We start from the raw sequence: 26,289 nt of genomic DNA on the forward strand, positions 1-26,289 counted from the left end.
TTGTAAGCTAATTCAATTTGTTCTCCCAAGCCCGTCTGCTAGACTAATTTTCATAACATACAAGCAGAAAGGGACATAACAAATGGATATATTGAAAGTAGAGCGGTTAACCAAAGTATACAGTGGTGGAAAGGTCACACACAAAGCACTTTCTGAGATTAACTTAACGATTGAAAAAGGGGAATTTGTCGGAGTCATGGGGCCGTCCGGGAGTGGGAAGACCACTTTGCTGAATATGGTATCCACGATTGATACCCCGACATCAGGAGAAATTTATATTAACGCCAAAAATCCTCTTTCTCTGAAGAAAAATGATCTTGCGGTCTTTCGTCGCCGGGAGTTAGGTTTTGTCTTTCAAGATTTCAACCTATTAGATACCTTAACGATTGCAGAAAATATTGTACTACCGCTTACCCTAGACACCAGAGGGATTCGCGAAATGAATCAAAAGCTACAGAAAGTAGCAGAGAAGCTCGGTATTAGCGAGATATTAAAAAAACGAACATATGAGGTATCGGGAGGACAAAGACAACGTGCCGCCATAGCCAGAGCCATCATCCATTCTCCATCCTTATTACTAGCCGATGAACCAACAGGAAACCTAGACTCGAAGTCAGCTCGTACCGTGATGGAAATGATGGAGTCGATCAATCAAACGGATCAAACGACTACGATGCTCGTTACCCACGATCCACAAGCAGCCAGTTACTGTCACCGTGTAGTCTTCATAAAAGACGGGCAACTAGTTAATCAGATTAATCGAGGAGAGAATCGGCAAACGTTTTTCCAAGAAATCATTGATATGTTGTCGTTGTTAGGGGGAAATGCACATGAACTTTCGTCAATTCGCGTTTAACAATGTCAAACGAAACCTACGTGCATACTCCGCTTACTTCTTAAGTAGTGCGTTTGCAGTCATGATTTTCTTTAGCTATGCCTTGCTCATCTATCATCCTAACCTAACTAAATCTGAGCTTGGTCAAACAACTCAAATCATGATGAAAGGCGCTGCTTATGTAATATTTGTTTTCTCCTTTTTATTCGTTCTCTACTCGATTAGCGCTTTTCTAAAATCGAGAAATAAAGAGTTTGGGACTTTGACTATCCTAGGAGCAAAACGGAAGCAGATTAACCGGCTCATTTTTCTAGAAAATATCTTAATCGGTCTGGGCGCTATTGTCACAGGAATTATTTGTGGACTTGCGTGTGCAAAGTTGCTTCTTCTCTATGGAGCCGAGGTTATAGAAGTAAAACTCCCCTTTTATTTTCCTATAACAGCAATTGGAATTACGGTCGGTGTTTTTCTATTACTATATCTTGTTATTTCTTTCTTCACTTTATTTTTCGTCCGACAGACCAAAGCTCTGGAATTGTTAATGGGAACCAATAAACCCAAAAAAGAACCAAGAGCTCATATTCTACTCGTTTTATTATCAATCGGCCTCATCACAACTGCTTTTTACTTGCTAACAAAAAAAATAGATACGTTCGATGCTTTGCTATGGCCTGCGTCTTTAGGAATTGTAGGTATATATTTCTTCTTCACCCAATTAAGTGTATACGTAATACGATTACTAAAGAGAAGTCGCTCCTTCTTCTGGAGAGGGACAAGAATGTTATGGATTTCCGAGATGGCTTTCAAGCTGAGAGATAATGCTAGGATGTTCTTTATGGTGACAATTGTGATCACTGTGGCTTCTATTGCTGCTACTTTTGTTTATGCTTTAGGTTATGAAGCACGCGATGGGTATAAAGAAACACCTTTATCCATTAATCATAGTAATAATCCACCTGATGATTTTAAGATTTACACTGAAGGCGAGTATACGAAATGGGAATCAAATACAAAGAAAATCGATCAAGAACTAGAAAAAGCAGGACTCAAATACAAAAAAGTAGTCTTTCGGTCGATTATTCCTTACATTTCTAAGGAAGACTTAAATATATTAGACTTGGAAATAGTCAAAGAATCCGAATATCTTGCGGTAGCTACATTATTTGGAGCGAAAGCTTCCACTAGGCTCCAATCAGGAGAAGCTATCTTCATCGATTCGAAATTAGATCAATCCAAATTCAAATCTCTAGAACAAGAATTAGCCCAATACGATTTGAAGATCGTACAACAAATCGATAAAAGATTGAACAGTGTTTATTCATTAGTTGTTGTGAGCGATGAAACTTTTAAACGCTTGCAAGGAAATCTAATTAAAAAGAAAAAAGGGGAGGGAAGGGAGCATCTTTCTGCGTTCTATTCCATTCCACAATGGTCTAATCAAGGATTCCCTAGCACCAGTTCGAAGGAAGGGAAGCTGAGTAAAAAGCTAGAGGAGCTCTTCCAGTTGGATCGTGGCATTAATGGCATTACGGAAACAAGGGCTGGCGTTTATCTTAAAATTCAAGAGACACGTAGCATGTTTAGTTTTGTTGGAATCTTTATGGTAGCTGTATTCTCAATTGCTACTGCTAGCTTCCTTTATTTCAAACTATATACAGATCTTAATCAGGATCAGCGGATCTACTATATGCTTTCTAAGATTGGGCTAAGCGCACGAGAGATGAGACGAACATGTACGATTCAGATTGCCATGCTGTTCTTCATTCCAACCGTTATTGCAGGAATTATCACGATATCCGTTATGCAAATACTGAAGAAACAGATAGCTGATATCATCGAAGACCAAAATATGCTTCCCGCTTCTCTGATAACCATTGTTGGCTTCCTAGTTGTACAGTTCATCTACTTCTTAATCGTTCGCATGCTCTATCTAAAACAAGTGGATAAAGTGATGGTTGAATCCATGCATTCTTAAAAACAGACTACAGAAATCGCTAAAAATAAATGCGAGCACCTCGGTACAAACTAGATACCGAGGTGCTTTACCCGTTAGGAGGAATCCCCCATTCATACCATCTTTATCGTAGAAGACGATCCTAAAATTAGTTCATTATTAAAATCCTATATTGAAAAATATGGCTACCGTGTAGTAGTGGTAACCGATTTCGACCGAATCCTTGAATCGTTTCAAGAAGCCGAAGCTGATCTGGTCCTATTAGATGTAAACCTCCCACGTTTTGATGGTTTTTATTGGTGTCGTCAAATACGTGCTATCTCAAATTGTCCTATTCTCTTTATTTCTGCGCGAGAAGAGAAGATGGATCAACTAATGGCTCTACAAAATGGGGCAGATGACTATATCACAAAGCCCTTTTATCCAGAAATTGTTGTTGCTAAGATCGAAAATCATTTTCGCCGGATGGGGCTTGCTGAAAAAAGAGACAGAAGAGCTTTAAAACTAGCCGGATTAGTATATTATCCAGATACACTAAAGTTGAAGTTAAAAGAACAGGAGATCGATTTAAGCCATAAAGAAGGCGCCTTGTTGGAGATTTTTCTGGAGAACCCAGACCAGATAGTAGGGAGAGAACATTTGATGGATGCAGTTTGGGACAGTCACCAGTTTGTTGATGGAAACACCTTAAATGTATGGATTAACCGACTCCGAAAGAAGTTGCAGGAAATCGGGGCAGAGAATGCTCTCGAAACCATAAGAGGGGCAGGGTACCGGATTATCGTTACATGGGAGAGTGGTCAGGAGCAATGAGACTTTTTATACGAGATCATCTCTCCCTCATCATTTTTAACTCGATCCAGCTCTTTATGATTCTATCCATCTACTGGTTAGATGGGTACCGAAATCACTTAACAGCACTCTATTCCATCTTTTTTGGTATGTTCCTATTAACCATCTATCTCTTTTTTCGCTATCTAACGAATCGATCCATTTATCGTAGGCTATCTAGTCCTTTTCATAACTGGGATGAGTTTGTTTTAACCCGAAATTGGTCACCACTCGCAAAAGCAATCCAGAGACTTCTCCGCACTCAATATCGCTTTTATCAGGAACAAATCCGTCAATATGAAAGCAAACAAGAACAACACATTACCTTTATCAATCAATGGGTTCACCAAATGAAGACACCGTTATCGGTTATTCACTTAACGCTGAAGGGGAAAATTGACCCTATTTTTGAGAGTATCCGTGAAGAGACAGACCGCATGGAAAAAGGGTTGGAAACGATTCTCTATACGTCACGATTAGATGTATTTGAGCAGGATTTTCATGTAGAGCAGGTTCCTCTACATTCGTTAATAAGTAGTGTGATTCATGATAACAAACGATCCTTTATTCGAAATGATGTGTATCCCAACAACAGCATAGACGAGAGCATCGTCGTCGAATCAGATGCAAAATGGCTTTCATTCATGATCGGACAGATAACGATTAATGCCATTCGTTACTCCGCAGGGACAGGGGAAAAAATCGAGTTTTCTTCCTATCGCAGGGGGAAGAATCTAGTCTTAGAGGTGCGAGATTACGGAATTGGAATTCCCATTAGGGACCAGAAGAGAGTATTTGACCCCTATTTCACTGGAGAAAATGGGCGTAAATATCGCGAATCAACAGGGATGGGGCTTTATTTAGTAAAAGAGGTATGTACGAAGTTGCATCATGGTGTAGAGTTAGAATCGATAGCTGGAGAGGGTACGATGGTTCGGATTATTTTTCATCTATTATAGGTGAATGAACGTAAAAATGCATCTCTAAATATTTCATTATCTTAGAGATGCATTTTTACGGAAGCAAGATTCGATTCATATACGAGGGAACCACACATCCCAAATCCCAGTCGTTTCGGGACCCAGCTTTGTGTTAGTCGAGGAAATTCCGCGATAATGACGTATATAAGCAGCCAAATACGAAAACGAGGAATTATACCATCCGCTAAACGAGGGAGCTGCTTGACAAACCAACCAATCTACTAATGCTTGTTCTTCTAAAGTGAGTAAATTAAATTGGAATTCTATTTCTGGGAAACCCTTTAGAATATGTTTTTTATTATATACTTCTATATGGGGATAGTGATGTTTGATTTGATCTACCACGTTATCGTACTCTTGGTCTTGAAGTCCACAAGCAAGATAAATAGCAGACAGATCCTGAACACTACTGATGGTGGAAAGAGCGCTTTCCATTTGATTATTTTTATGCACATCTAAAACTTCTGGAGGGATCATGACCAGTAGATCTTTTTCTACTCTATAATGAATTGCTTCCCATTTGGGATGAACAGTAGATACTACTTGACTAATAAAATGAGCTAACGAAAGGGCTCTTTTGGCGAAAGGAAAATGATGCGCTATAAACTGACCTAAAATTCTGTGTTCTACCTCAGACATGTCTCTCAAGGGTGGTCTCCAACACTCGATAATACCTTGACATGGAGAGATAACCTCGGCCCTTGATCGTATAAGACGAATATTTACAGAGTTAAGCACATTTGTTAAATCTGTCATATCAATAAATAAATCAATTGGAATCTCGGCAAAATAAGGCGGAGAATCAAAGTTGACGGAAGTTCTAGTGTAGGCTTTCCCTAGAATAACACAAGTATCAAAGCCTATACCTCTATAAAATAAGGATTCCCCTATTGTTCTAAAGACTGACATCAACTGATTACAAAGACCTTCCTGAGTATCGATAATGGTATGTTCCAAGTACAGCATAACATCTTTCCTTTTTTGTTAGAAATGAGTATCTATCTAAATCATAGAAAAATGTTTTCTTTATTTGTATTCTCTAAGAATACGAGATGCTTATCATATTCACCTATAGGAAAAGCCTAAGTTTGTAGTGTTCTTAGGAGAAAAGAGTTGAGTCAGAGGTTATCGAGTATAACAAGAAGAATCCGACTTTCTACTACTCATAGTGGAAAGTCGGATTTTTTTCTATTATCCCCGTAAATTTTCAAAAGCTTGGTTCGCTTCGAAAATCACTTTTTCTGAGTCAATAGTAAGCATTTCACGGTTCTTCATGAGTGGTTTTCCTTGAACATATACGTCTTGTACATCAGATCTCGCAGCAGAGTAGACAATGTGTGAAACGACATCTGTCTGAGGTTGCATATGTGCTTGCGTGAGATCGAGAGTAATGAAATCAGCTTGTTTGCCAATCTCAAGTGTACCGATTTCTTTTTCTAAAAATAGCGCTTCTGCGCCATATACCGTTCCCATAGCCAATGCCATTTTTGCAGGAACAGCTAGCGGGTCTTGAAGATGTCCTTTATGAATCAGTGCGGCTAGTTGAATTTCTTCTAACAAATCTAGATTATTATTACTGGCTGCCCCATCTGTAGCTAAGCTGGGCCGCATTCCGTGAGCAATCATCTGAGTAATAGGCGCAATGCCACTACCTAGTTTCAGATTACTCCCAGGATTATGGGCAATCTTAACATTTTTTTCTGCAAGGAGTGCTATTTCCTCTTCTGTTAAATGTACAGCATGTGCAACGAGGGATGGGATATCAAAAAAGCCTAGTTTATCTAAGTGCTCCACAGGTCTTGCTCCGTACTCGCGTATATTTAGTTCTACTTCTGCCTTTGTTTCGGACATATGGGTATGAATCGGAATACCCAGCTCTGTTGCCTTTTCTACAAACTGGCGAATAAATTCAGGACCACATGTATAAGGAGAATGGGGTGCCATCATCGTAGTGATTCGACCGTCCGCAGCGCCATTCCATCGTCTAGCAAAAGAAGTGGCTTCTTCCAAGCTACTTTTCCGAAGAGCATCATCGCCAAATCCAAAACAACTACGTGTGAGACGTGCTCGTAATCCACTCTGCTCCACTACATTCGCAACGGCATCCATGTCATGGTACATATCTAAACAGGTAGTCGTTCCACCTTGAATCATCTCAAGTGCTGCTAAATTCGTTCCTGCAGATATATGTTCCGTATTCATTTTTGCTTCTATCGGCCATATTTCATTTTGAAGCCATTGTTGTAGAGGAAGGTCGTCTGCATATCCGCGCAATAACGTCATGGCTAGGTGACCATGTGTATTCACGAATCCAGGTAGGATCGCCTTTCCTTTGCACGATACAACTTCATCGTATTGGTCATGTTCCTCTATTGTCAACGCAGGACCTACATATGTGATAACGCCATCTGCAATTGCTAAATTGCCATTTTGAATAGCTCTTGTACCATCTACCATGTCAATAATAACGGCTTCTGTGAATAATGTTTTCATCGTGGTCCTCCTGACTAGCCAACTTTAATCATATTTAATAAGAGAATGAACCGCTATATCCCCTAGCTTCTCACGACCATTTAGATACATTAGCTCAATCCAAAATGCTATCCCAACAGGCTCTCCGCCCAATTGGCGAACGAGATCAAGCGTTGCACTAATCGTTCCACCTGTAGCTAGCAAGTCATCTGCAATCAAAACCTTTTGGCCTGGCTGAATTGCATCTTTATGCATTGTTAAAATATCTTTTCCATATTCCAGATCATATTTTGCCTCAATGATCTCACCAGGAAGCTTGCCTTTTTTTCGAACAGGCACAAACCCAGCTCCAAGCGCGAGTGCAAGAGGGGCTCCAACGACGAATCCACGAGCTTCAGGACCTAATACGAGATCGATTTCCATCCCTTTATAATGCTTCGCTAGCTCTTCAATAGCTGCTCGGTACGCTTCGCCATCTTTCAATAACGTAGTAATATCCTTAAAACGAATCCCCTCGGAAGGGAAATCTGGAATCACGCGGATTTTTTCTTTTAAGTTCATTATGGATATCTCTCCTGATTGTAATCAATATTTTATAAAATTAAATTTTGTAAAACAAAAATACCACGATAGATTGTTGGTGTCAATACAGGTGTAGCTGCTATTTGAGGAACGAATGATCTTTATCGGCCTAGTGACAGGGTAACTACTCTAGTCCATTTTAAAGGTCTATCCTTTTTGTATTAGGATTTGGAATTATTATCCTTAAAGTAAACGGCATAAAGCATCTCTATTTATTGCATATTTATTGCATATTTGTTGCATATCTTCTGCTTTATATAAATAAAAATTAATTTTTATTTATAATTATTAATTAACACTTATGTTTTTTAATGTATTTACAGTTTTATAACAAACAAAAAAATTAAAATGTGATAGAATGTATCCTGGCAAATTTATTTATAGGATACATTTATCACATTTTAATATGTTTTTACATTAAAAGGAGAGAAGTGCCATGTCAGAATTAGGTGGTTGTGCCACTACAAGTGGCCAAAAGGGATTGTGGATGATTCATGAGTTAGACAAACAAGAAGATCCTTATCGTGAACTTACTCGTTTTCGGATTCATGGTGAACTTCATGTACCTACATTAAAAAAAGCGTTGTATGAAGTGGTAAAACGACATTCTGCGCTACGGGCAAAATTTACTACTGCGGGATTGATTCCAAAACAGGTGATTGGTTCCGAGATCGAGCTTCCGTTTCTTTTTCACGATTTATGCTCTTATCAGTCAGAGGCGAAGGAAGTTTTTATAAACCAGAAATTGGATGATTCTTTGCGTGCTAGTATGAATCTGCAAGAACCCCCTTTGTTTCGAATACAGCTTTTCCAGATAGAAGAACGGGAATTTTTATTCGATTTAGTCATTCATCATATTATTTACGATGGTGCCAGTATGTCATTGCTATTAAGGGAACTATGGTGGATATACGATCAGATAGTCAGTAACAAGAAGATTAATTTACCTGAAGCTGTTTCATGTACAGAGGTTGTAGAGCAGATAGAAGGTGATCCGACTCTTTATGCAGAGGCTAAGAAATACTGGCTAAATAAGATTCATTTGCCAGAAGTGAATGTAACCTTTCCGGCTGATTTTATGACGAAAAAGATAAGTGACAAAGGAAAGAACATAAGGATACCGATGGATTCTGAGTTGTTCATGCAGGTGAGGGAGTTTTCAAGAGATCATAATACTTCAGTTTATCGAGTCATGCTAGCAGCCTACGGTGTTCTGCTATCTCAATTTACGAATCAAGAAGATATCTTTGTAGGGATGCCGATGAATCTCCGTTCGGATGAGATGAAAGATGTATTTGGATATTTCGTCAACGTCATGCCAGTAAAAATGGAGATGTCGCGTCAGCAGACTTTTTTGGAATTGCTAGCACATGTGGACCAGAATGTGAAGGATGCGATTCGTTATAAGCAATATCCTTTTAATGAACTAGTTATGGAGTTAAATCCGGATCGAAATGCTTCGAACCTTATTTATTCAACTTCCTTTAATATGGTTCATATTCCTAAGGTTCGGTTATCAGGCTTAGAAGTAGATGAGGTTTCCGGTGCTAAGGATCGCTGTCCAAATGATATGAGCTGGTTTCTTCTGCGAGAAGAGGACCGTGTATGGTTTGAAGTTAGCTATAAAGAGGACTTGTACTCGGAGGATTCCGTACAAAATTTGATACGACGATATCATCACATTTTGCGTGTGTTAATAGGGAATGCCGCAGAGGAAATAGCCAAAGTCGATTTATTATTAACAGAGGATCATGAGCTGATCAATCAAGTCAATGCAACAGATGCTTGGTACCCTCAGATGACAATTCCTGAGCGATTCTGTGAACAAGTAAAGCTCTATGGGGATTTCATTGCCTTATCTATGGGCGAAAAACAACTTACTTACAATCAGCTCGATCAATTGACAAATCAGGTAGCACAGTTCCTACAGATGAAGAAAATTACGCAAGGTCAAAAAGTGGCCATTTTATTAGAGCGCAGTATCGAAACGGTTGTTTCTTTGCTGGGGATTTTGAAAGCAGGAGCGGTTTATGTCCCTATTGATACAGAATATCCCAAAGATCGGATACAGTACATGCTCCAAAATAGTGAGGCTGTTGCTGTCATTTCACGTAACGAGTATAGAGAATTACTGGGTGAGATGAGCATTCACTTCATTGATGTGAATGAATTCACAAATGCTTCCGTAGAGCCCGTACAGATCAGTGCTCAGCCGGATGATTTAGCGTATATGATTTACACATCTGGTTCAACAGGGAAGCCAAAAGGAGTTCTTGTACGACACGGTGGAGTCTTAAATCTCGCCGAGTGGGAACGGAATGTATATGATATTCAGCTTTCACAATGTAGATTGCAATTTGCCACGTACAGCTTCGATACATCAGTGCAAGATACGTTCTCTGCTCTCTTGAATGGAGCAAGGTTACATCTATTGACAGATGAAGAACGTCGTTCTCCTGAGTTACTTTTAGAGGTGGCAGAGCGACTTGAAGCTACAAAGATTCATTTTCCGACTGCATTCTTCCAGCAGTTTGTTCATTATCTAACGGAAGAAGTGTTAAACCGGCTACAGTTGAAACAAATTTGGGTGGGTGGAGAAGCACTACCTGTTGAAGTCGCACGTAACTTTCGGAAAAGAGTAGGGGATAGAATCACCTTGATCAACTCTTATGGTCCGACTGAAGCTACTGTTACCACGACTGCATTTAACATATGTGAAGATATTGCCGCGAGTGATCGAAGTGTTCCCATTGGAAAACCTATTCATAATATCAAGAAGTATATTTTAAACGCATATGGACAGCTTTGTCCGATTGGCGTAATGGGTGAACTATATATTGGTGGTAAGGGGCTGGCGGTAGGTTACTGGAATCTACTTGATAAGACTTCCGAAGCGTTTGTGCCCCATCCGTTTTCAATCGACCCTTCGGAAGTCTTATATCGGACAGGGGATTTGGTTCGCTGGCTACCGGACGGAAATATCGAGTATATGGGACGAAAAGATAACCAAGTGAAGGTGCGTGGATTCCGTATTGAGCTTGGTGAGATCGAATCAGCTTTGTTACAGCACCCAGCCATTGCTGAAGCTGCAGTTGTAGCACCTTATCACGGACATGTTCGAGAGTTGGTTACCTACTATACGAAAAAATCAGGCGTTGAAGTGAGCTCAGAAGAACTTCGTCAATATGTGATGAAATCTCTCCCCAGCTACATGGTTCCAGGATATTTCGTGGCTCTAGCTGAATTACCTCTTTCTCCAACGGGAAAATTGGATCGGAAGAAGCTACTCTCTTATCCATTGGAATTAGAGCAGGAGCAAGAGTTAGAATCGATTCAAAAGCCGCGTACAGAGGTAGAAAAGAAGCTAGTGGAAATCTGGGCTTCGGTCCTAGCCAGAAAAGCAGACAGTATTCACATCCAGTCAGATTTCTTCTCAATCGGAGGGCATTCCTTACTTGCTATTCAAGTGGTGAATCAAATTAGGCAACGCTGGTCTGTGAAAGTGGAGATGAAAGAATTCTTCCTCCATTCCACGGTGAAGGGTTTAGCTAGGATTATAGAATTGAAAGTAAAAGAAGAACGAAGCAACGATGAAATCAAGTTGATCCCACTAGCACCCGAAAAGGAATGGTACGAGCTGTCCCATGCTCAGAAAAGACTGTGGTTCTTGCATAAATTTGATCTATCGAGTCGAGTGTATGATCTTCCGATGCACTTACGTCTAAAAGGGATTGTGGATCCAGAGGCGGTAAAACTAGCTATCGATTCATTAAGCGAGCGTCATGAAAGTTTACGCACCTTGTTTATTGAAGTAGATGGAGAGCCAAAACAGAAAATCTTGCCACAAAGTCATTTTGCGTGGGAAGCAAAGGATATGACGGGTCTAGCGAGTGAAGAGCAAATTCAAAAGATCAAAGCACATATCGCTGATAACGATGCAACTCCATTTGACTTAAGCGAAGGTCCGTTGGCTCGCTTCATACTATTTCAACTGAGTTCAGATGAAGCGTATCTCTATCTAAATCTCCATCATATTATTACGGATGGCTGGAGTATGGATCTCTTCTTGCAAGAATTAGAGGAGCAAGTTTTCGCGATCAAAGAAAATCGGACAGCTAACCTGAAGCCAATATCAATTCGTTATGTAGACTACGCAGAGTGGCAATTACACGAGATGAGCGAAGCCAATGGAGATGAAGACGAACAGTATTGGTTGGATCAGCTACAAGGCACCCTGCCTATCTTAGATCTACCAATGGATTATCCTCGTCCTGAAGTTCAAACATTTGATGGTGCGATGGTCAAGCAAATCATTCCAGCTACATGGATAAGTCGACTAAAAGAGATTAGTCGTCAAGAAAATGTATCGATGTACATGCTTTTTCTAGCTAGTTATAAAAAGATGCTCCATGATCTATCGGCACAACAAGATATTATTGTTGGGACACCGGTTGCGGGTAGAGATCGATCTGAGTTAGAGGTGGTACAGGGATTCTTTGTAAACACACTAGCTATTCGGACTCCGTTTGCAGGGATCGAAACGTTACAACAGTTGTTGCAACAAGTGAAGCAACAGTGCTTAGACGCATTTGACCATCAGTCTTATCCATTTGATCGCTTGGTAGAAAGACTAAGCATTGATCGAGATCCGAGTCGCACGCCGATCTTTACGGTCATGTTTAGCTATCAAGTGAATCAGTATAATCGCTTGTCTGATTGGTATAAGGTATTACCGCTGGAAGATTTCGATATCAGTAAGTTTGACTTGACCTTGTTTGTCAGTGAGCAGGGAGAAGAAATCGAAGTAGGATTTGAATACAATACAAGTCTGTTTAAAGAGGAAACCATGACTCGCTTTATGGGATATTTCCTTGAAGTGTTAAAGGCATGGGACGAAATGAAATCATTACCATTTCGTATGTTAGACTTGCGTACGACGTTCGAACAAGCGTTAGAGCATCATGTTAACTCTACGGATGTAAAGGTTCAGATGGTAACAATTGCGGAACGCTTTCAAGAACAAGTAGAGCGTTTTCCAGATGCGATTGCTTTAAAGATGGGCGAAAAATCGCTGACCTACCGAGAGTTAGATCTGTATTCCAATCAAGTGGCTCAGACATTAAAGAAAAGTTGTATTGGAATGCAAGAAAAAGTAGCCATTTTATTGGATCGGAGTATGGAGACGGTGGTTAGTCTTCTCGGAGTTCTGAAAGCAGGAGCGGTTTATGTTCCTGTTGATCCAGAATATCCGCAAGATCGGATTCAATATATGTTGGAGGATAGTGGAGCAAACGCAGTTATTACAAATGCCCAGTATGTTTCTCTACTCGGCGATCTTTCGATTCAAGCAATCAATATCGAGATGGTGAAGGAAGTTTCTACAGAACCGCTCGCTTTGGATCTTACACCAGATGACTTCGCATATGTGATTTACACATCAGGTTCTACGGGAAGACCCAAAGGAACTCAGCTAGGTCAGCGTGGGGTTATCAATCTAGCGGAATGGTATCGTCAGGAGCATGGAATCCGTGCTGGAGAAATCGTGTTGCAGTTTGCATCCTTTAGCTTCGATGCTTCGGTAGGAGAGACATTTGGTGCATTGCTCAATGGCGCACAATTGTACTTCTTATCGGATGAAGAACGACGCTCACCAGAGACTTTGATAGAGTTAGTGACACGCATTCACCCATCATTAGTCCTACTCCCAACCGCATTGTTTCAGCAGTTGATGCATGTCTTGTCTTCGGAACAGTTAGCTGGACTGAAGAGTCTCAAGCATTTATTGGTGGGGGGAGAGGCATTACCAGTTGACGCCGTTCGAGCTTGGCAGAAACAAATGGATGATCGTCCGTTTCTCTTTAATGTATATGGACCGACAGAAGCAACGGTCGCAGCTACTTCTTATTTGATTGATCAGCCGGTGGAAAAGCATGAGACGAATATTCCGATTGGGAAACCCCTCTACAATACAAAAATTTATCTGTTAGATGAGCAGGGGCAAGCTTGTCCGGTTGGAGCTATTGGTGAGATTTGTATTGAGAGTATAGGATTAGCGGCGGGTTACTTAAATCAGCCTGAAAAAACGGCGGAAGCTTTCGTTCCACATCCTCTATTTCCTGAAAAAACGATCTACCGCTCCGGTGACTTAGCACGCTTCCGTACAGATGGAAACATCGAATACATGGGTCGGAAAGACGATCAAGTGAAAGTACGGGGTTATCGGATTGAATTAGGTGAGATTGAATCGGCTCTTCTCCAGCATAGCTCAATTTCGGAAGCGGTAGTGGTTGCACCCTATCGAGGAAGCGTGCGTGAATTAGTCGCCTACTATACGATGGTAAGTGGAGCAGATGTTGAGGTAGAGGAATTACGTCAAGAAATGTTGGAGTCTTTCCCTAGCTATATGATTCCTGGATATTTCATCGCTCTAGAAGAGTTGCCTCTATCACCAACAGGAAAGGTAGATCGCAAAAAGCTTCTATCTTATGAGATTCAAGAAGATGTGGTAGAGATAAAAGAACCACGCACAGCAATCGAGAAAGAGTTAGTAGCTATTTGGGGAGCGGTATTGAATCGAGATTCGGGTAGCATCAGTATCGATTCAAACTTTTTCTCTCTAGGTGGACACTCCTTACTTGCGATTCAAGTGGTGAATCAAATAAAACGAGTGTGGGATGTGAAGCTGGAGATTAAAGAAATCTTCTTGTCGCCCACTCTATGCGATATGGCACAGCTCATCGAGCAGAAGATTGAGACGCAAACAAATCCAAGAGAAAATAAGATTACGAGAGTCGAAGAAAAAGAGACTTATGCCCTTTCTCATGCTCAAAAAAGGCTATGGTTCTTATATCAATATCATCCATCCAGTCGTGTTTATGACGTTCCGATGCTTTTGCAAACACAAGAAAAGATTGATCACGAATATCTAAAACAAGCGATTGAGTTATTATGTATTCGTCATGATAGCTTGCGTACGGTTTTCGTCGAAGTAGACGGAGAGCCAAGACAGCAGATCTTGGAGCAGAGCCAATTTGCATGGGATGTCAAAGATCTTACACATGTAAATGAGGCAGGCCAACAAGAGCAAGTAAAAGAGTATATTCGCTGGAGTGAACAAGAACCATTTAATCTCAGTACAGGTCCGCTTATGCGCGTGATTTTGTTCCAGCTTTCGAACCAATATCAGCTTTATTTCAATTTCCATCATATTATTACCGATGGTTGGAGTATTGAGCGCTTCTTACACGAGCTAAAAGAACAGTACGAAGCATTGCTGGAAAATCGTCCGGCGAAGTTATATTCTCTTCCGATTCGCTATGTTGATTATGCAGAACACCAAGCGCTGGCAAAGGAACATGGCTGGGAGAAAGAGGAGCAGTATTGGTTGGAACAATTAGGTGGATCGTTGCCTGTATTAGAACTGCCAACTGATTATCCACGTCCAGAGATTCAAACATTTGATGGAGCGATCATCCATCGAGAGATTTCACCGGGACTAGCTAACCAATTAGCCGAAATGTGTCAAGAAGAGAACGTTTCGATGTATATGCTGCTATTAACGGGATATCAAAAGTTGCTTCATTATCTAGCTGGACAAAGCGATATTATTGTCGGGACACCAACTGCTGGACGTGATGAGGAAGAGTTAGAAAATGTTCAAGGATTCTTTGTTAATACGATAGCCATTCGTACTCAGTTTGCAGGAATTACGAACTTACAGCAATTGCTCCAGTATGTGAAACAGCAATGCTTAGATGCGTTTGAACACCAAGCCTATCCATTTGATCAGCTCATTGAGAAATTAGATTTGGAACGGGATTCCAGTCGTACTCCAATCTTCTCTACGATGTTTGCGTATCAGGCGAAAAAGGTCGGGGGAGAGTGGTATACCGATGTACCGCTTGAGGATCATCAAAACAGTAAGTTCGATCTTTCGCTATCGGTAATTGAGGAAGAGACTGGATTCAAAATTGTGTTTGAATATAATACAAATATCTTCAAAGCAGATACAATTGAACGGTTTACTGATTCTTTCCTCCAAGTGTTACGATGTTTCGTCGATCAGCGTCACACTCCATTTGAGCAACTCTATCTATTGCCGGAATTCGAAGAAAAATGGCTCCAGCAAGTGAATCAAACGCAAGCCGTTGTTCCGGATATCACGCTCTCTGAGATGTTTACAGAGCAAGTGAAACAACATGGTGATTCGATTGCCCTATCCATGGGGGATGTGGAGATTACCTATCAGGAGTTGGATCAACGCACCAATCAGATCGCGCAATTGCTTCAATCCAGAGGAGTTCAAAGTCAGCAAAAAGTGGTTATTTTGTTAGAACGCAGTATCGATACGGTACTTTCCCTACTAGGGATCTTAAAAGCGGGTGCGATTTATGTCCCAGTGGACCCCGCTTATCCCGAAGAGCGTGTAAAATATATGATCGAGGATAGCCAGGCGCAAGCAATTATTACGCGTGAACGTTATCGCTCGCTCATTGAGAAGCCAACCATTGAAATCATTGATATTATGGAGATTGATCGACAATCCACAGAGCCGGTTGATTGTAAGGTATCAGCAGATGATTTGGCTTACATGATCTATACATCAGGATCAACTGGAAAGCCAAAAGGGACCCTTCTACGACATCGTGGGGTGATCAGCCTTATTTTGCAACACCAAACGGTTCTTAGTTTGAGCTCGGCTGACACGTGCCTACAATTTTCTTCGTACAGTTTTGATGCTTCGGTAGAGGATACCTTGCCGGCTCTCTTAACAGGTGCGAGATTGCATATGCTGACAGAGGAGGAAAGAACGTCTCCAGAAGCATTTATTGACGTTTCTGAACGAGTAAAAGCGAGTAAATGTACGATTCCAACAGCCTCTTTTCAGCAGTTTGTGTATTTCTTATCTGAGGAAAATGTTTGTCGACTCAGTCATATGCGACACATTTTGGTCGGTGGAGAAGCACTCCCTGTAGAGGTAGCACGTTCTTTCCAAGAAAAAGTGAAGGACCGTTTTACGCTCTGGAATGCATATGGTCCTACAGAGGCGACTGTCGATGCTACATGGTATAAAGTGCAAGGTAAGATTGCCGATCATGTTCGGGTGATCCCGATTGGCAAGCCGATCCACAATACAAAGATTCATATTTTGAATCAGTATGGTCAGCCTTGTCCATTTAGGACAAGAGGTGAGATCTACATCGAGAGTATTGGACTGGCTGTCGGTTATTGGAATCAACCAGAGAAAACAGCAGCCGCTTTTGTACCTCATCCATTCTCTGATGATCCAGAAGCGAGATTATATCGCTCGGGTGACTTAGGGCGTTGGCTGCCATGTGGGAACGTCGAGTATATGGGGCGAAAAGATGATCAGGTGAAAGTACGGGGATATCGCATCGAATTAGGTGAGATTGAGTCTACGTTGCACCAGCACCCTTCGATTGTAGAAGCAGTTGTTCTGGCGCCGTATAAAGGACAAGTTCGAGAGCTGATTGCATACTATACAACCGGTAGTGGGGAAGTAGTGGTGGCAGATGAGTTGCGGAAGTATGTTGCCAATACATTACCGAACTACATGATTCCTAGTCATTTCTATCATCTAGATCAATTACCGATTACTGCGGGTAGCAAAGTAGACCGTAAAAAGCTACTTTCCTATCAGCCAGCGGAATCAAAACGAGAAATCGTGTACCCATCGACAGAGATTGAGAAGAGAATCGCCCAAGTGTGGTCAGAAGTATTAGAAGTAGGACAAGTAGGGATCCATGATGATTTCTTTGAACTTGGAGGGCACTCTCTACGAATTATGCCTGCGCTACTACAATTGAAACCGCACTATCCAATACTGGTTATTCAAGACTTTTTCCTCTACCGCACAGTCGAGGCAATGGCTGCCTATATCGAGCGGGAACAATCTGAAAAAGCAATTGTAGACGTTAAAGCTTCTATTGAAGTTTCTAAGGATCAACAGGAAGAAAGAGTCATAGAGAGACCTAAGTTAGATTCTATCGTGCTACGAGAAAAACAAGATCCTCAAGCTGTATTCTTAACTGGAGCGACCGGCTTCTTAGGGGCTCATATCTTGCATGACCTGATCCAAGCGACGGAGGCAACCGTCTATTGCTTGGTGCGAGCCGATGACGAAGCGAAGGGTTTGGACAGACTGAAATCTACGATGGAGTTTTACTTTGGTAACCAAGATACTTCTGTAGTTGGGAGTCGTGTACATGCTGTGTCGGGCGATCTTAGTTTCGATGACTTAGGGATAACGGATGAGATCAAACATCGTTTAACTCATGTGGATACCGTCATTCATTGTGGAGCGGATGTCAGACATTACGGCGAAGAACAGCAGTTCCAAGCGGTGAATGTTAGTTCCACAGAATCCTTGATTAAACTATGTACTCAATGGCAAGCACGCTTTCACTATGTGTCTACGCTCAGTATTGTTGGACATAAGGCAAGTGATCCGGCGAAATGGTCCTTTACAGAGCATGATTTTGATCGTGGACAAAACATTGAGAATGTATATGTGAAGAGTAAATTTGAAGCGGAACGCTTGGTGAAAGAAGCAGGTAATAAAGGATTGCCTGTGACGATCCACCGCGTCGGGAATCTCGTCGCTCATTCCGAGACCGGACAATTCCAGCGTAATATTCATCAAAATGCTTTTTATCGCTTTATCAAGGCGACTCTGATACTAGGAGCTATTCCACCGATTACAAGTGATATCGACTTGACACCGATTAACTATTGTAGCCAAGCATTGGTTTACTTAACTCGCTTTAAGGAGACCATCGGAGAAACGTTCCATCTATGTAATCCGGCTCTAGCAAGTGGGGAAAGCTATATCAAAGACCTCCAATCTTTTGGATACAACATCCAAACAGTGGAACCAGAGAGATTCTTTGAGCGGATCTTCCGTTCGTCCCTGACTTCCGAGCAACAAGAAGCCGTCGAGCTCATGATGCCTCAATTGGAGGGCGGAAAAGGAGGCGGCGGACAAGTCTACATCGATTGTGAACGAACCCAAGCTTTTTTAGCCGATTCAGAGATTCAATGTGCAAAACCAAATGAACTTTTCGTTCACTTACTACTGGACTACGGGGTGAAAGTAGGATTCTTCCCATCTACCAATAAAGAAGCTTTGTTTATTGAGCGAGAAGTTGTCATGAAAAGATAATCATCCATTCGAATCAAGACCACCTGTCCTTGAACTGCACCCCAATTGTTGGATAAAAAAACAACAGTTGGAGGTGTTTTTTTCTATTCAGTGGAGACAATATTAGAAGCTATACATGCCTATCTCGACGGAGTCGAGTCGTATAAGGACGTTGCTCAAAAGTATCAGGTAAACATTACTCAACTTAAAGAGTGGATAGCAAGATATAATGAGAACGGATACCAAGCGTTTCATAAATCATAAATGGAGACATTTGTACAAAATACAAGGGATTGACGCTTTCCAAACAAAACCTAGGGGGCGTCCAATCTTGAAAAAGAAAGAACAACAGAAGCAAGCGCAGAGTTCAGAAGAGGTATCACAAGCGAAAATTGATCACAGAGACAAAGCTCAAGTAATTATGAATTAAGGCTCAACTACCCTGTAAAAGCTCTGTTGAAAATTGCTGGAATCACTCGTAGCACTTACTACTATTGGCTCAAGCAAATAACCGACCCGATAAATATAAAGAGAAGTGTTTAGTCCGCATGAAGAAATATTGTTCCTATCGAGGAAAAGTAGGTGAAATTGCCCCTAATATCCTAGCACGTAATTTCAAAGTATCTAAACCCCATCAGAAATGGGTTACAGATATGACAGAATTTCACCTACATGGTGAAAAGCTAAACAAAGAGGAATTACACAAATTATGTCCCACAAGGGGAATTGCCTTGATCATGCTATTATGGAAAACTTCTTTAGTTTACTAAAGGCTTTTTATTGATGAGCTAATGGTAACAAAAAACTTAATATACAAATAATATATACTTATCAGAAAATTAATATTAGAATGAAAATAGAGGTTAATACATTCTAGGGGGACTTAAAATGAAAAAGCGCGCTTATGTCTCACTATTCATTGCCTTTATGTTGATGATCGCTCCTGTGTACTGCACTTGGGGGCAGTTTGTAAGTGGGAAGGTAAAGGTAAGCCAATCGCAAAAAAAGGCTCCTATGGAGAAGATCCCAGAGGTAACCGAATTACCATTAGACCACACAGCCACTCACCAACAAAAAACACAAGACTTATCGATACGCCCACCTCAAAAATCAACTGCTCCAACCAGCCGCGCTCAAGCTGACTATCCGATGTCTTACCTCATCACACTGAACCACAATGATTTAATTAACCTACTAAGCACCATAACTTGGAACCAAATTCCAGACCTATTTGAGTTTAACCAAGACTCGTACCAATTTTATCGCGACTCAGAACGTGTTCAAGCCATTATAGATGCGCTCGGTCAAAAGGGCTCGCAGTTTACGAGCGGAAATCATCTCGGCATTCCTACTTTGGTAGAAGTGCTACGGTCAGGTTTTTTCTTAGGATTCTACCACACAGAGTTAAACTACTTGGATCAACGTGCTTTTCATGATCGTTGCTTGCCAGCGTTAAAATCAATCGCCCGTAATTCCAACTTTACACTCGGAGCAACTGCACAAGATCAGGTTATTGCTTCATATGGAATGTTGATTGGGAATGCATCAAGCGATGTTGAGACTGTAAATATGGCTGTTCCGATTCTCTCTCAATATCGAGCAAATATCAATGCCTATCTACCTCAATACTCCAAAGGAAATGCTGTTTACAATCTAATGAGCAACATTGATTTTGATTTAGACACCTACATGTATGAAGAAAATGTTCCACCCAATCAAACGCCTTGGTTCGGAAAAATAAATCCGTTTATCGAAGAATTGGGCCAGTTTGCTCTACTGAATAATCTTAATAAGGACAATGCCTGGTTGGTTAACAACGGGATTTATTATGTAAGCCGATTGGGAAAATTTCATAGTCAACCAAGCAGAGGAAACCAGATCATTACAGCATCCATGAAGAAATATCCACAAAGTAGTGAGCCTTATCTAACTGCCGCTGTACAGATTAAGAATCTTTATAACAGTGTAGATGCAGATGGCACGAAACTCAACTTGGACCAAATTTTAAATACCGCCAAACAATATTATTTACCAAAGTCATACACATTTGATAATGGATCTGTTGTATTTAAGACGGGTGGACAGGTGACGGTAGAAAAAGTACTCCGCTTGTACTGGGCATCTAAAGAAGTAAAGTCGCAGTTTCATCGGGTACTCGGAAGAGACACTGAGATAGAGAAGGGCAATCCGGATGATATTTTGACCATTGTGATCTATAGTAGCCCGGACGAGTATAAAATGAATCGATTGTTATATGGATACAGTACAAATAACGGTGGTATTTATATCGAATCAAAAGGTACTTTCTTCACGTATGAGCGAACACCCGCACAAAGTGTTTATTCTCTAGAGGAATTGTTTCGCCATGAAGTAACGCATTATTTTCAAGGGCGATATTCGATTCCTGGCATGTTTGGCGAAGGTCCTTTCTACGAGGGAGAACGGTTGACTTGGTTTGAAGAGGGAAGCGCTGAGTTTTTCGCAGGATCTACCCGAACCACTGGAGTTCAGCCACGAAAAACGATTGTGAAACAGTTAGCTAAAAATCCAGCAGATCGCTTTACCGTTTCACAAACCTTGCATGCAAAGTATGGATCGTGGGATTTTTATAACTATGCTTTTGCATTCCAATCCTATATGTATACCACATTTTTACCCATGTTAGATTACCTCAACAATTCAATCTTCCGGAAAGATGTAAGCGCATACGATCGTTATATTGATCAGATGAGCCAAGACCCAAATCTAAATACAGCCTACCAAAATTACATGCAAAAACTAATCAATCAAACAGACCAACTACCTACGCCGCATGTATCCGATATCTATTTGAGACAGCATCCCTATATGGACCGGAATCAGGTGTTCAATAAAATCAAATCGATCGGAAATCTGAGTAATGTTGTCACCCGTACGAATCAGTCTTATAATCTCAATACATTTACTCTTCGTGGAGCCTACACGTTATCTACTACCAAGGGTAAATCTCAAGATTGGACAGCAATGAATCAGCGAGTGGATCAAATGCTAGTCGATCTAAATAACCAATCTTGGAGTGGCTATAAAACGGTGACAGCTTATTTTGTCAACTATCGAATAAATAGCAAAAATCAAGCAGAGTTTGATGTGGTATTCCACGGGGTTTTATCAGATTAGTATATCTCAAACAAACAAACCACTGGTCAGAGATGACCAGTGGTTTGTTACATAACTTCGCGAATTAAGCTAATCACTTTTCCGAGTACGGTTACCTGAGGGAGGCGAATCGGTTCTAGCTCATCATTTTCGGGTTGTAGCCGAATGTGATCAGATTCTTTGTAAAACCTTTTAACGGTTGCCTCACCTTCATTCGTCATGGCCACAACAATCTCACCATTATTAGCCGTTTGCTGCCGGCGCACGACCACGTAATCTCCATTGAGAATACCTGCGTTAATCATACTATTTCCTTGAATGGATAGCAGGAATAACGGATCATCCACGTTTTTCATTAGGCGTTTGGGTAATGGATAATATTCATCAATGTTTTCGATAGCCGTAATAGGGTCACCAGCTGTAACTTTCCCCAGTATCGGAATCATAATCGTATCCTGAAGGGGAGTAGAAGACATTGCTTCCGTCTCTTCCTTCACCAATAACTCAATCGCACGTGGCTTTGTGGGATCACGCCGTATGAATCCTTTTTTCTCCAGCCTAGACAGGTGACCGTGAACAGTGGAGCTAGACGCAAGTCCTACAGCTTCACCGATCTCCCGTACGGAGGGTGGATATCCTTTTTCACGAACTTCTCTTTGTATGTAATCTAAAATAGCTTGTTGGCGAGAGGATAACTTGTTCAAAACTCTCGTCCCCCTTGTTTTTCCTGATTTCATTATCCATAGTATACATGAAAATAGGGATGAGAACAAACATAGGTTCGTTATTTTCATCTGAAATTAAAACATATTCTCTAACCTTTCTAATGCTTCATCTTTTTCAGTATTAATCACGTGGGTATAGATTTGTGTCGTTTGAATATTGGAATGTCCTAAAATCTCCTGTACAACACGGAGATTTTCCCCGTTCGAGAGCAAAAGAGTTGCTAAGGTATGCCTTAGTTTGTGTGGCGAGATGGTTGCTGCTTTGGGTGGGAGCTTTGCTTCTTTCACATACTTTTTTAATATTTCCGAGATCCCTTTTCGACTGATTCGGGTGAAGTTCTTGTTTAGGATGAGTGCCTCTACATGGAGTGTAGAGATTCGATCTACAGGTCGTAGATTCAGATAGGCGAGAAGGGCCTCTGTAGCGGTTCGATTGAGCATCAGCATTCTCTCTTTGCCGCCTTTACCTATTACAACGATACGGTATTGATTTCCTTGGCTCTGTACACTATTCATGTTGAGCGAGATGAGCTCTGATACCCGCATCCCTGTATTTAGTAACAAGAGTAGGATAGCAGTATCTCTCAGTTCCATCCAATTCTTTTTCTTTTTCTTGGCATGATAGCTTTGAACAGCCCTCACAAGGCGAAGCGCTTCTTCTGGGGTGAGAAACACAGGTACTTTTTGCTTTGAGCGAGCTTTGAGTGAGGCATCTTCATACTCTTCCATCGGATCCCGCTCTAGTAGCTTAGCTCTTACTAGATAACGAAATAGGGAGCGAAGGGAAGCACGTTTGCGCTGTTTTCCACTGCGGGAGTTCTCTCGATAATGTTTTCGCTCGATCCATTCATCATTTACTTTTATCAGTACGCTGCGTTCGTAGCCGTTTTCGATGTGACGAAAGAACCTTTTTAGGGTTTGGCTGTCCACGTCTTTTAGTTCTAGGTCTCGCTCGCTCAGGAAATCGAAAAAGAGAGTGAAGTCGTAGGCATAGTTAGCAATGGTTAAAGGGGAGCGGTCTGCGCTGACCATTTCGTGAAAGAATTCTTGTACATCTTCGGGAAAGCGAGAAATGCGTTGGTTTATTGTTTCAGATAGTTTTCGAGAACGAAAGATAGGGGGCATATGATCACCTTAGGTTATGGATAAGAAATGGATATGCTATGGTTGGTCTGTTTAGGTCAACAAATAGAGTCACTATTTATAGATGTATTTAGCGTAACAGAAATTGAGGGGGAGAAGTAGATCATTTTTTGTGCAAAAGAACAAAGAAGCATTTCCTAGTTCGTAAAAGGAAATGCTTCTCTTATATGAAGATTAAGCGTTTAATATATCTTTTTTACGGAAGCAGATGAATGCGATAACAGCAGGGACGATGGTCCATCCCAAGAGAATAATGATGCTACTGGTCATCGTTATGTTAGATCTTGTTAATAGATAAAAATCACTCATACTCGCATAGGTACTTTCTAACCATGTACTACTAAAACTTAAGTGTGTACCGATAAAGTATTTAAGGAAAGAGATTTTCAAAGACATTTGAAGTAAAACAGATCCAGCTACTACGATAACCATAGGGATGGCGGTGCTAATCATAGACGATGCAAAAATAGTAGAAAATAAGAATGCCAGAGACGCAATCGCAATTGAAGCAATCAATGTATGCACGAAGCCATAAAATAAAGCTTCTGAAATGGGTACAAGAGTTGCTTGACTGTACTGTGGTTCAAAGAATGGGTATTGATCCACAGTATGTTCTACATACGAAACATCCATAAATTGAGGAGCGTGAGCACCAAATGTTCCATATAGAGCAAAGTTTGTTAAAAGAACGGCGGTAAAAAAGATAACAGCCAGCAATGTGGTCGCTAGTATGCCTGCAGTCCATTTGCCAAATAAGATTTTGGTTCTTGAAATAGGTCGGATCAAGAGTAGCTTTAACGTACCCCGTGTCGTTTCGTCTGAAACGATATCAGCTATAATCAAAATTACCAACAATGGTAGGATTAGGGTTAATCCAAGACCAAGTGTATTCTTTGTTGCAGAGTAAGCTGTTGACTCAGTAAGTGAAAAACCCCCTCCATCATGAGTTAGCAAAGGTCGTTTGTCTTGCTTTACGTAATACTCATTAAAGGCAATCTGTTTCTCTAAATTACTAGTTGATGCTGAATGTATTGTTTTTTTGTCTTGTTTAGCATTTTTGAGCTCTGCTTTATCTTGCTCAAGTTTAAGCTTTAAAGCAGACTTCCAATTCCCTTTTAAAATATTATCTGTAGAATTGATACCTTGCTTTGTTCTTTCGATCGCTTTCTCTAACTCTTTTATTTCCTCAGAATCTCCGTTTTTTTTGATTTTTTCGAGCTCCTTAGTTTTATAAGTTAGCTCCTCTTTTTGAATAGAAGCTATATCTTTTGCCTTATATTGATCTCCAAATGATGATAAAAATGAAAAGCCAACTGCAAGCAACACAGCCATCCCAAAAACCAACCAAATCTTTAACCGATGTCTCATTTTCATACATTCATTTAGGATAACAACTCCAATATCACGCATTTTTCTTTTCTCCTTCTTCGTCTGTTGTAAAGGTAAAGAACAACTCTTCTAATGAATCTTTTACGGTTTCGATACTTCTCAGGTTTATATTTTGCAGCGCAAGGAAGCGAACAAACTCCGATACTTCACTTTCATCCATTGGGATGTCCATGGTGTTGTGATCTACCACTTGATACGAAATTTCATTTTGTTGTAAAAAGGTTTCTACTTGCTTGATGTCATCTACTTTAATCCGGACCTTTTGTCCTTGTCCTTCTAATACCTTCGCGACATTTTGCTCTGTGACGATTCGACCATTTTTAATGATGGCGATTCGGTCGCAGATTGCTTCCATCTCTTTTAAAATGTGGCTAGAAACAAATACAGCTGTTCCTTGATCAGCTAATTGGCGTACTAAACCTCTAAATTCTCGAATCCCCTCAGGATCTAGACCATTGGTAGGCTCGTCCAAGATTAAGAGCTTTGGCTTTCCGAGTAATGCTTGAGCTAAACCCAAACGTTGGCGCATGCCGAGGGAATAGGTCTTCACCTTGTCATGAATGCGATCGGTTAGTTTGACGAATTCAACTACTTCCTTAATCCGTTTTTCTTTGTTCGGAATTCCTGCTAGTCGTGCATAATGAATCAAGTTCTTGTAGCCACTGAGATACGAATAGGTTTCTGGATTCTCAACAATTGCCCCAACCATCTTCATTGCTTTTTCGCGATCTGTTCCAATATCGTATCCACAGATGCGAACGCTCCCTTCAGTAGCCTGAATGAGTCCAACGATCATTCGGATCGTAGTTGTTTTCCCGGCACCGTTTGGCCCGAGAAATCCGTAAACTTCCCCTTCATTCACCTGCATGTGTACACGATTTACGATGGTTTTTTTACCAATTTGCTTGGTAAGATTATCTACTCTAAGAACCTCCATAACTTGTTCCTCCTTGTTAAGAATATGAATATAATTTCCTCTAACAGAATACTGAAGTGAAGGGGGTTCGAACTATAGAAAGTAGTTACAAACGGCTTACACATGGATAACGATCGGATTACAAATGTGTAATGTTAGGCAACAA

The 26,289-nt window shown here is 40.8% G+C and carries 14 protein-coding genes and 1 pseudogene; 8 read left to right on the forward strand and 7 right to left on the reverse strand.

Annotated elements, in window-relative coordinates; genetic code table 11:
- The first annotated feature begins 82 nt into the window (after positions 1–82).
- The 4 genes from J2Z48_RS05710 (at position 83) to J2Z48_RS05725 (ending at position 4,579) form a co-directional block, all read left to right on the forward strand.
- Complete coding sequence (locus J2Z48_RS05710; protein WP_307251679.1) at positions 83–856, forward strand: ABC transporter ATP-binding protein; 774 nt, start codon at positions 83–85, stop codon at positions 854–856.
- Positions 831–2,810 (forward strand): FtsX-like permease family protein, encoded by a 1,980-nt coding sequence (locus J2Z48_RS05715; RefSeq protein WP_307251680.1) that lies wholly within the window; start codon positions 831–833, stop codon positions 2,808–2,810. Before J2Z48_RS05710 ends, J2Z48_RS05715 begins: the two co-directional genes overlap by 26 nt.
- A 90-nt stretch (positions 2,811–2,900) precedes the next feature.
- Positions 2,901–3,602: a response regulator transcription factor gene (locus tag J2Z48_RS05720; protein ID WP_307251804.1), complete on the forward strand. Its 702-nt coding sequence runs from the start codon at positions 2,901–2,903 to the stop codon at positions 3,600–3,602.
- Complete coding sequence (locus tag J2Z48_RS05725) at positions 3,599–4,579, forward strand: sensor histidine kinase (protein WP_307251682.1); 981 nt, start codon at positions 3,599–3,601, stop codon at positions 4,577–4,579. Before J2Z48_RS05720 ends, J2Z48_RS05725 begins: the two co-directional genes overlap by 4 nt.
- A 75-nt stretch (positions 4,580–4,654) precedes the next feature.
- Here the strand turns inward: J2Z48_RS05725 and J2Z48_RS05730 are convergent, their stop codons facing one another.
- From J2Z48_RS05730 to J2Z48_RS05740, 3 genes are all read right to left on the reverse strand, one after another.
- On the reverse strand, positions 4,655–5,248 hold the full coding sequence (locus J2Z48_RS05730; RefSeq protein ID WP_307251683.1) for an O-fucosyltransferase family protein: 594 nt from the start codon (positions 5,246–5,248) through the stop codon (positions 4,655–4,657).
- Positions 5,249–5,791: 543 nt separating this feature from the next.
- The gene (locus J2Z48_RS05735) at positions 5,792–7,093 is read right to left on the reverse strand and encodes an amidohydrolase (RefSeq protein ID WP_307251685.1); all 1,302 of its coding nucleotides are present in this window, start codon (positions 7,091–7,093) and stop codon (positions 5,792–5,794) included.
- 24 nt (positions 7,094–7,117) lie between these two features.
- The gene (locus tag J2Z48_RS05740) at positions 7,118–7,633 is read right to left on the reverse strand and encodes an adenine phosphoribosyltransferase (protein WP_307251686.1); all 516 of its coding nucleotides are present in this window, start codon (positions 7,631–7,633) and stop codon (positions 7,118–7,120) included.
- A gap of 457 nt (positions 7,634–8,090) precedes the next feature.
- Here J2Z48_RS05740 and J2Z48_RS05745 point away from each other — a divergent pair, with 457 nt between their 5' ends.
- The 4 genes and pseudogenes from J2Z48_RS05745 to J2Z48_RS05755 all read left to right on the forward strand — a co-directional run bounded on the left by J2Z48_RS05745 (position 8,091) and on the right by J2Z48_RS05755 (position 21,971).
- Positions 8,091–18,836: a non-ribosomal peptide synthetase gene (locus J2Z48_RS05745; protein ID WP_307251687.1), complete on the forward strand. Its 10,746-nt coding sequence runs from the start codon at positions 8,091–8,093 to the stop codon at positions 18,834–18,836.
- A gap of 90 nt (positions 18,837–18,926) precedes the next feature.
- Positions 18,927–19,079, forward strand: coding sequence for a helix-turn-helix domain-containing protein (locus tag J2Z48_RS15725; RefSeq protein ID WP_370872884.1), 153 nt, complete (start codon positions 18,927–18,929; stop codon positions 19,077–19,079).
- Positions 19,080–19,221: 142 nt separating this feature from the next.
- Positions 19,222–19,501: pseudogene (locus J2Z48_RS15795) on the forward strand (IS3 family transposase); the annotation flags it as partial.
- Positions 19,502–19,703: 202 nt separating this feature from the next.
- Entirely contained in the window at positions 19,704–21,971 is a 2,268-nt protein-coding gene (locus J2Z48_RS05755; RefSeq protein ID WP_307251688.1) for a collagenase, read from the forward strand.
- 47 nt (positions 21,972–22,018) lie between these two features.
- Here the strand turns inward: J2Z48_RS05755 and lexA are convergent, their stop codons facing one another.
- The 4 genes from lexA to J2Z48_RS05775 all read right to left on the reverse strand — a co-directional run bounded on the left by lexA (position 22,019) and on the right by J2Z48_RS05775 (position 26,144).
- Positions 22,019–22,654 (reverse strand): transcriptional repressor LexA, encoded by a 636-nt coding sequence (gene lexA, locus J2Z48_RS05760; protein WP_307251690.1) that lies wholly within the window; start codon positions 22,652–22,654, stop codon positions 22,019–22,021.
- Positions 22,655–22,750: 96 nt separating this feature from the next.
- Complete coding sequence (locus tag J2Z48_RS05765; protein WP_307251691.1) at positions 22,751–23,800, reverse strand: tyrosine-type recombinase/integrase; 1,050 nt, start codon at positions 23,798–23,800, stop codon at positions 22,751–22,753.
- Between the two features lie 192 nt (positions 23,801–23,992).
- A complete protein-coding gene (locus J2Z48_RS05770; protein WP_307251694.1) occupies positions 23,993–25,228 on the reverse strand; it encodes a DUF2705 family protein in 1,236 nt (411 codons plus the stop codon).
- Entirely contained in the window at positions 25,221–26,144 is a 924-nt protein-coding gene (locus tag J2Z48_RS05775) for an ABC transporter ATP-binding protein (RefSeq protein ID WP_307251695.1), read from the reverse strand. Before J2Z48_RS05775 ends, J2Z48_RS05770 begins: the two co-directional genes overlap by 8 nt.
- Positions 26,145–26,289: the final 145 nt, after the last annotated feature.

It is taken from the genome of Croceifilum oryzae (assembly GCF_030814315.1).
Classification (GTDB): Bacteria; Bacillota; Bacilli; order Thermoactinomycetales; family Thermoactinomycetaceae; genus Baia; species Baia oryzae.